The sequence below is a fragment of the Variovorax beijingensis genome (assembly GCF_007828835.1).
GTDB classification, from domain to species: Bacteria; Pseudomonadota; Gammaproteobacteria; order Burkholderiales; family Burkholderiaceae_C; genus Variovorax; species Variovorax beijingensis_A.
The window spans coordinates 129,767-138,242 of record NZ_VIVL01000013.1; the positions used below are offsets into that span (position 1 = coordinate 129,767).

Sequence of the window (8,476 nt, forward strand, 5' to 3'; positions counted from 1 at the left end):
ACCTGATTCCCGGTGCGGGCCCCGGAAGGCGCCAGCCCCGGCCGTTATAGTCCGCTTCCAACCATGACCGATCGTCCTTTGCAGCCTCGCCATCTGAGCGTCACCGTGATGGACGTCGCCAAGCTCGCGGGCGTGTCGGCGATGACGGTGTCGCGGGTCTTCAATGCGCCCCACTCGGTCAACGCCAAGACGCTCGCCAGGGTGCAGGCGGCCGTGGCGTCCACGGGCTACGTGCCGAACCGCGGCGCGGGCGGGCTGCGCTCCGCCAGGACACGCCTGGTATCGGCGGTGGTGCCGACCCTGTCGGGGCCTGTCTTCCTCGACACCATCGAGGCGCTGAATTCCCGGCTCCAGCAGCACGGCTACCAGCTCATGGTGGGGCAGAGCGGCTACAGCACTTCGACGGAGGACGACCTCGTGCGCGACATCATCGGGCGCCGGCCCGACGGCATCGTGCTCACCGGCGTCGTGCACAGCGAGCCCGGGCGCCAGCGGCTCCTCGCGGCGGGCATTCCGATCGTCGAGACCTGGGATGTGGCGCTCGATCCGATCGACATGCTGGTCGGCTTCTCGCACGAGGCCGTCGGCCGCAGCGTCGCGGAATACCTGCTGCAGAAGGGTCGCCGGCGGCTCGCCCTGATCGGCGGCGATGACCCCCGGTCGGTGCGCCGAGCGGAAGCGTTCACCGCCATGGCGCAGGCCCAGGGCGCCGTGGCCCCGATCGTGCATCTCGTCCCCGCGCCGACCAAGCTCAGCGACGGCCGGCGGGCCCTGCGCTCGATCCTGCAGTCCAACCTGCCGGTCGACGGGGTCTTCTGCAGTTCCGACATGCTGGCGCTGGGCGTGCTGACCGAAGCGCGTGCCGCCGGCCTCGGCGTTCCCGCCGATCTTTCGGTCGTCGGCTTCGGCGACCTGAACTTTGCGGCGGACCTGGACCCGGCGCTGACCACCGTGCGGATCGACGGGCGGCGCATCGGCCAGATCGCGGCCGACTGCATCGTCGAGCGGGCCGCGGGACGGCGTCCGCCGGAGCTGATCGTCGACGTGGGCTTCACGATCGTTCGTCGGGCGAGCGCCTAGCGTCCCGGGCCTTGCTGGCGCACCTCAGTGGGCGTGCCCCGGGGCGGGGACGCGCCCCGGCTTCGGTTCGTCCTCGTGCGCATGGTCATCGTGCGGTGCGACCCCTTCGCGGGATCTCTTGAGCCACGTGCGCGCGAGCACCGGGTTGCGCTCGACGCCAGCACCGTTCTCGTAAGCCAGGCCCAGGGCACGTTGAGCCTGGGGGTTGCCGGCTTCCGCTGCGCGCTTCAACCAAGCCATGGCCGCGGGCAGGTTCTTGCGGACGCCACTGCCCGAGGCATAGCTTGCGTACAGCTCATACTGAGACTTGGCGGCGCATCGGTCGGCGCGGGTCGCGGTCAGCCGGTACCACCTGAATGCCTCGCGAGGGTTTCGCTCGACGCCGCCCAGCCCCTGCCTGTAGAAGTCGGCCACCATGCATTGCGCGATCACGGCGCCGCCGTCCGCGGCGCGCTTGAACCAGTGGAATGATTTCGCGAGGTCCCTGGGCGTGCTGCCGTTTCCGTTGAAGTAGACGAAGCCCAGGTCGGCCTGGGCCGGTGCGTACCCGTGCCGCGCCGACCGTTCGAGATAGCCGGATGCCATGTCCAGGTCCAGTGCCCGGCCCGTTTGGCCGCGGTAGTGGTTGGCGAGCTCATACTCCGCCTTCGCAAAGCCCTGGGCGGCGGAGGCCGCGTAGAGCTTGAGCGCCTGTTCCCTGTCCATCGGCACCCCCGCGCCGCTGCCGTATCGCCGTGCCCGCTCGTATTGCGCTTCGGGATCATCCGGTTGCGCCGCCGCGGCACAACCAGGAACGGCGAGGCAGAGCGCGAGGAGGGCAGGAAGGAGGCGGGCCGCCTTCCTCGCACAGCGGCCCCGCTTCATTGGAAGGTCTGGGTGACGATGGCCGGCACGACGATCTCGCTCGCCCGGGTGAGCGAGATGGTCTTCGTCTGTCCCTTGGCGATGGTGGCGAGCACGGCCTGCGCGTCGGCCAGCGAGCCCAGGCGCTGCGTGCGCAGGTACTCCGGCGGATGGAAGCTGCCTTTGTCCGCATGAACGGACTCGACCGGGCCGCCCTTGTAGGTGATGGTGGTCCCCAGGCCCGGACTGAACTGCGTGAAGCCCTCGGGGATGTAGCCCTTGTAGACCGTGTCCTGCACGTCGATGGCGACCTGCACGTAGTAGCCGCCCGGATCGTTCACGTACTGGTCCGTCGAGGTCGTGATGCCGTTCGCCAGCAGGGGGAGCTTCGGGTTCTTGTTCTGCGGACCCACGAAGCCCTGGATGATTTTCCCGTCGTCCAGGATCCTGGCCGACACGGAGGCCAGGCCGGCTTCGCGGCCGGGCTTGAAGGGGCCGGAGGTCTCGATGCTCTTGTACGTCGCATTCGCGGCGTCGCTCGCCGCGTAGGACGCCACGGAGCGGCGCTTCTCCAACTGGTTGGAGAACTCGCCGGTGATGTTCACGCCGCCGACGGCGGGCGAATCGAACACCTTCGAGCGCATCGCATCGAGCATGGTCAGCGGGGCGCCCGCGTTCGCCGGGTCGCGGTTGTAGGCCTTCAGCGCCTGGTAGACCTCGACGATGGGGAACTGGTTGGTGTGCTGCGGCGCCACGAAGTCCACATCGAGCGTGTTCTGCAGGTAGCTGAAGCCATGCTGGAACGACAGGCGCAGCCAGCCATTGGCGGCGATCGGGCTGTTGAGGCCATTGAAGCCGTAGCCCCCGTGGTAGCCGAAGGTGTAGAACTTGCCGTCGCCGGGGTTCTTCACCTTGAACAGCATGTTGGTGCTGCCCGGTGTGTGGCCCGGCGACCAGATCACCATGATCTTCACGTTGCCGTAGTCGTACCACTTATCGTATTCGTACGAATGGGAGATGCGCTCGCGGATCACGGTCTCGCTGGCCGGCAGCGCCCCCGTGATGTTCCAGGCGTTGCCCTGCAGGTCGGACGTGACGCCCGCGGCATCTTCCTTCGACGCCCAGAGCGCGATCGGCTTGCCGGCGTTGTCCATCATCCTGAGCTGCTCGACGACCGTGCCGTAATGGTCGCTGTGGCCATGCGTCAGCCAGATGTCGGTGACCGATCGCGGATCGACGCCGACGAGCTCCATGTTCTTCCAGTACTGGTAGCCGCTGTTGGGCCATCCGGCATCGACCTTGATCACCTTGTCGTCCGACGGATCGTTGGGCGTGCCCATGTCGGCCTTGAGCAGGTACGAGGCGACTTCGTTGTCCCCCACGTAGTACATCGTGTTCTTCACCATCTCGAACGGCTCGGTGCTGCGGGAGTACGGCGCCGACGACGGCGAGGTCGCGTTGATCTTGCTGTAGGGCTGACCGGAGACAGGATCGCTGCCCTTGTCGTCCAGCATGGTGCTGAGCGTGGGCACGTCCCACACCGGCTTGCCGTCCGTGGTCGATGGCGGCGTGAAGTACCAGATCGCGACCACCTTGGCCGTATCGGCCGCGAGGTAGTTGTTGTCGAAAAGCAGATAGGCGCTCTGGCGCGACGTGGTGCCGTAGTCGTAGCTCGCAGTGACCGGAATCGAAGCGAAGTCGGAAACGGCGCTCTTCGCATAGTCGGCGGTGTTGACGTTGAACACCTTCACATCGGGCGAGACCGCATAGGTCTCCTCGTAGCGCCTGATCGGCTGCGCATAGGGCCGGCCGGCCTGGTCCGCCGTCAGGGTGTGGCCGTCGCCCACGGTGATGGTGGCTCCCGTCTTGTCGTAGACCCAGCCCGCCGCGACCATCGGTCCGGGCGCGTTGTCGTTCCGGCTGACTGCGGCGCCGTATTTCTTCAGGTTGAACTGGGCGGCGGTCGATTTGCCCTTCGCGAGGATGACGTTGAAGACCGGCGTGGTGCTGGCCGGAACGGCCACCGTGCCGGCATCGCTGCCGGGTATCCAGTCCACCAGGTTGCCGGGCGCGAGGCTGGCGAGGAGGGCGGCCGTCTTCGCAGTGGGAACGGCAACCGACAGGCTTCTGGCGCCGCTCTGGGTGAGCACCGGGATGCTGATGGTGTCGTTGCCCTTGTCGTCCGAGGTTGCGGCGGGTGTCCCGTACACCAGGCCGGCGGCCCTGAAGACCGGCGCAGCAGGTGGCTCCGGCGGGTTCTCAGGTCCTGCGCCCGGGATCTGGCCCGGGAGCTGGCCAGGGATCGAAATACCTCCGCTGCCGCGCGAGTCGCTTCCGCCGCAGCCGAGCACCAGCAAGGATGCGAGGAGCGCAGGAAAGATGCGCCGTTGGTTCAGGACTGTTTTCATGATGGGTCTCAGGTGGGCTTCAGAGGCGTTGCAGGGAGCCGTCGGGGTTGCGGCGATAGCGCTTCAGCATCTCGTCCCACATCTTTCGGGCCTGGCCCGGATGCCACGCATGGCCGATGTCCGAGGTGATCTGCCAGCGGTACTCCGCGCGTCCGCTGTTCCAGATCTCGGTCGTGCGCCGCCCGTCGATCGCGATGGCTGGCGAGGAGAAGTTCTGGTTGACGGTTTCGCGCCAGAACGTCCTCGCGGCGGTCTCGCCCGCGGTGCCCCCGGGGAATTCGCTCGGCAGTTCCTGCTCCCCCCGGCATTGCCACACCGGCAGCGCGATATCGGTCCGCACAATGGGATTCGCATAGCTGGCGGCCGAGAGGTGCCCCGAGTAGCAAGGCGCGATCGCCGCGAACAGCTGCGGGTATTGCACGGCGATGCGGTTCGTGAGCGCGGTGCCCTGCGACGATCCGTTCAGGAAGACACGGCCATCGTCGATCTGGTAGGTCCTCTTCATCTCCTCGAGCAGGTCGAGGAAGAACTGGACGTCGGGATTGTCTGCATCGATCGATGTCGTCCAGGTCGCCTTGAGACCATGCGGATACACGACGATGAAGCCCTCGTCGCGCGCCACGTCGTGCCATTCCGAGATCTCCGCCTGGAAGCGTGCCGACCCATTGCGGCCGTGAAAAGAGAACAGGAGCGGAAGCTTCTTTCCTTCCGCCACCAGCTTCTGGTATTGCGGAGGGACGTAGGTCAACCAGCGCCGCGGCTCGCCGGGGCGCAGGCTCTTGATCGTTTCCGTGAGCCCCATGTCCGCAATGCTCTTTTCCGCATGCAGCGTTCCGTTGTAGGACTTGTTGTCCGGGAAGCGCACCACCTTGCCGAACAGCTCTTCCCACACCAGCCTCGAGATCGCGGGCGATTCCGCCGGGCGGTCGAGCCGTGACAGCCTGACTTGCTGGACCGGGTTGTCCTTCACGAAATCCGTCACCGTCGGAAGGTCGCCAACCGCCTGCTGGTTTTGCGCATCCGTTGCGTTCGCCTGCCGCCAGAAGCCCGTCTGCTTGGCAAATGGATCGGCGCCGCACTGGAATTGCCAGACCGCCATCGCGGTCCTGGGCAGACTTTCCGCGGGGAGATTGAGCGTTGCCGGTTCGGCGGCGGCGCCGAACGACGCGACGCCGGTGGCCATGACGCCGAGTTCGCGCATGGCGAGCTCCTGCGCCATGACGCCGCCGGATCCTGCGCCGGTCAGGAACGTGGACATCGTCGATGGAAGCCCGTAGCGCGTGCGCACGGCTGCGGCCGCTGCGACGATGAACGCGTGATCGTCGGAGCGGGCCGTGTCCTTGGCCGTGTTCCAGCCCGTCGGCTTGGCCACCGGAAAGATCGCGACGAAGCCCTTCTCTTCCGCGAGCGTGGGCCAGCCGGTGAGACGGGCGTTGTCCTCCGCGGACTGCCCCGCCCGGTGCAATGAGACGACCACTTCCACGCCCCTGGCATCCTGGTCGCGAAGGGCAGCGACGTCGCGCGGCGCGTACTCGTAATACTGGCGGTCCTCGCCGTTGACCTTGATCGTCTGCAGGACGAGGGGAAGTGCTGCCGAAGAGGGAGCCGCTGCTGCCGCGCCCGGCACGGCGGCGCAGTCGTCGGTCACCGTCGCCTGGGCTGGCGGAGGTGCCGCGGGGGCTGGAATGAAGGCGTATCCGTTCGACCCGCCCCCACCGCATCCTGCGGCCACAACCGATGCAGCCGCCAGCATCGTGAATTTCTTCATGCCTTGTCTCCTGTGGATTGCCCGCCCTCGGTGCGGGATAGTTATCGTTAACAAATGGAATTGTTAGCGCAACCAAATTGATCGTTCATTCGGATAAACCCGGCAGGGAGGGTTTGTTTTCCCAGCGGAAGCGAGGGCAGGGGTGCGCACTTGGCGCTCGCCAGGCAGGTTGGGGTTAGTCCCAAGAGGCAAATTGACTGTTAACGTTAACATGCGCTGCGCAGATCGCACGGCCCGTCGCCGCGCGAGCATCTCTTGTCAGGCACATCCCCGCTCCGCCTGGGGCGCTTTCCTCATGAACCCTCAAGAACTCAAATCCATCATGGGCTCCGGCCTGCTCTCGTTCCCGTTGACCGACTTCGACGCGAACGGCGACTTCAACAAGAAGGGCTACGAGCAGCGTCTCGAATGGCTCGCTCCCTACGGCGCGAGCGCGCTGTTCGCGGCCGGCGGCACCGGCGAGTTCTTCTCGCTGACCGGCGACGAGTACCCCGGCATCATCCAGACCGCGGTCGACACCTGCCGCGGCGTGGTGCCCATCATCGCGGGCGCCGGCGGCCCCACGCGCTTTGCGATCCAGTGCGCGCAGGCGGCCGAGAAGGCCGGCGCGCACGGCATCCTGCTGCTGCCGCACTACCTGACCGAAGCCGGCCAGGAAGGCCTGGCCGCGCACGTCGAAGCCGTGTGCAAGAGCGTGAAGTTCGGCGTGATCGTCTACAACCGCGCCACCAGCCGCCTCAAGCCCGAGACGCTGGCCGCGCTGGCCGAGCGCAACCCGAACCTCGTGGGCTTCAAGGACGGCGTGGGCGACATCGAGGCCATGGTGGCCATCTACCAGAAGATGGGCGATCGCTTCGCCTACCTGGGCGGGCTGCCCACGGCCGAGGTCTATGCCGCGGCCTACAAGGCGCTGGGCACGCCGGTGTATTCGTCGGCCGTCTTCAACTTCATCCCGAAGACCGCGATGGATTTCTACCAGGCCGTTGCCGCCGACGACCTGCCCACGCAGCACCGCCTGCTGAAGAACTTCTTCATGCCCTACCTGGAGCTGCGCAACCGCGTGCCGGGCTATGCGGTGAGCATCGTCAAGGCCGGCGCGAAGATCGTCGGCCACGACGCCGGCCCGGTGCGCGCACCGCTCACCGACCTCAAGCCCGCCGAGATGGAACAGCTCAAGGTGCTGATCGACGCGCTCGGCCCGCAGTAACTCCCTTCCATCTATCCAACGGAGACCTCATGAAAAAACTCTTGATTGCATTGGCCTGCTCGGTTTCGATGGCCGCTTTCGCGCAAGCGACGAACTGGCCCGAAAAGCCCGTGACCATCGTCGTGCCATTCCCGGCGGGCGGATCGACCGACATGGTGGCGCGCGCGATGGCCTTGCAGATGCAGACCAAATTGGGACAGACCTTCCTCGTCGACAACAAGCCGGGCGCCACGGGCACGATCGGCGCCGGTTTCGTGAAGCGCGCGGCGCCGGATGGCTACACCCTGCTGGTCTCCTCGCTCGGTGCCTTCGTCGTGACGCCGCACCTGCAGAAGAGCGTGCCCTACGACGCGACCAAGGATTTCGACTACATCAGCGTCCCGGTCCAGGCGCCGAACGTGCTGGTCGCCAGCCCCGGCCAGAAGGCGCGCACCGTGGCCGAAGTGATTGCCGAGCTGAAGGCGAACCCGGGCAAGGTGAGCTTCGCGAGCTCGGGCAACGGGTCGTCGGACCACCTGTCTGCCGAGGTCTTCTGGCAGCAGACCCAGACCGAGGGACTCCACATTCCCTACAAGGGCGGCGCACCTGCGATCAACGACCTGCTGGGCAACCAGGTGAACTTCTCGTTCCAGAACGTCAATGCCGTGCTCCAGCACATCAAGGCCGGCAAGCTCCACGCCATCGCCGTGACGGGTGACAAGCGCTCCCCGGTCCTGCCCAATGTGCCGACGCTGGCCGAGGCCGGTGTGAAGGGGGCCGAGGTCTATTCCTGGCAAGGTCTCGCGGCGCCGAAGGGCCTGCCGCCGGCCGTCAAGGAGAAGCTGGCCGCGGCCGCCATTGCCGCCATCAACGACCCGGAGGTGAGGAAGCGCATGGTGGAGCAGGGCCTCGAGATCGTCGCCAGCACGCCCGCCGAGTTCACCGCCTTCCAGGCCCGCGAGTGGACCCGCTGGAAGACGCTCATCGAGACACGCAAGATCACCGCCGATTGACAGCCACGGGTCCGCGCCGCGGACCCTTCTCCTTCACTGAGCCCATGACGACACTTCAGTCCTCCTCTCTTTCATTCTCCAGCCCCGTCGTCACCGCCATGCGCGTGGTGCCCGTCGCAGGCCACGACAGCATGCTCATGAACCTGAGCGGCGCGCACGGCCCGTTCTTCACGCGCAA

At 66.7% G+C, this 8,476-nt stretch carries 6 protein-coding genes; 3 read left to right on the top strand and 3 right to left on the bottom strand.

Annotation, left to right across the window (positions count from 1 at the left end; translation table 11 throughout):
- Window positions 1-63 precede the first annotated feature (63 nt).
- Window positions 64-1,080 (top strand): LacI family DNA-binding transcriptional regulator, encoded by a 1,017-nt coding sequence (locus FB547_RS28520; protein WP_145746990.1) that lies wholly within the window; start codon window positions 64-66, stop codon window positions 1,078-1,080.
- A 24-nt stretch (window positions 1,081-1,104) separates the two neighbouring features.
- On the opposite strand, the gene FB547_RS28525 is transcribed toward FB547_RS28520, so the two are convergent.
- Genes FB547_RS28525 through FB547_RS28535 form a run of 3 tightly spaced genes read right to left on the bottom strand, consistent with a single transcriptional unit; the run spans window position 1,105 to window position 6,099 of the window.
- Complete coding sequence (locus FB547_RS28525; protein WP_145746991.1) at window positions 1,105-1,944, bottom strand: tetratricopeptide repeat protein; 840 nt, start codon at window positions 1,942-1,944, stop codon at window positions 1,105-1,107.
- A complete protein-coding gene (locus tag FB547_RS28530) occupies window positions 1,941-4,331 on the bottom strand; it encodes an MBL fold metallo-hydrolase (RefSeq protein WP_145746992.1) in 2,391 nt (796 codons plus the stop codon). Before FB547_RS28530 ends, FB547_RS28525 begins: the two co-directional genes overlap by 4 nt.
- Window positions 4,332-4,350: 19 nt before the next feature.
- Window positions 4,351-6,099: a PHB depolymerase family esterase gene (locus FB547_RS28535; protein ID WP_145746993.1), complete on the bottom strand. Its 1,749-nt coding sequence runs from the start codon at window positions 6,097-6,099 to the stop codon at window positions 4,351-4,353.
- Between the two features lie 295 nt (window positions 6,100-6,394).
- On the opposite strand from FB547_RS28535, the gene kdgD reads away from it, so the two are divergent.
- Both kdgD and FB547_RS28545 read left to right on the top strand, forming a co-directional pair.
- Window positions 6,395-7,306: a 5-dehydro-4-deoxyglucarate dehydratase gene (kdgD, locus tag FB547_RS28540; RefSeq protein ID WP_145741964.1), complete on the top strand. Its 912-nt coding sequence runs from the start codon at window positions 6,395-6,397 to the stop codon at window positions 7,304-7,306.
- 29 nt (window positions 7,307-7,335) lie between these two features.
- Window positions 7,336-8,298 carry a Bug family tripartite tricarboxylate transporter substrate binding protein gene (locus tag FB547_RS28545; protein WP_145746994.1) on the top strand — a complete coding sequence of 321 codons (963 nt, stop codon included), beginning with the start codon at window positions 7,336-7,338 and terminating at the stop codon, window positions 8,296-8,298.
- The last annotated feature ends 178 nt before the right edge of the window (window positions 8,299-8,476 follow it).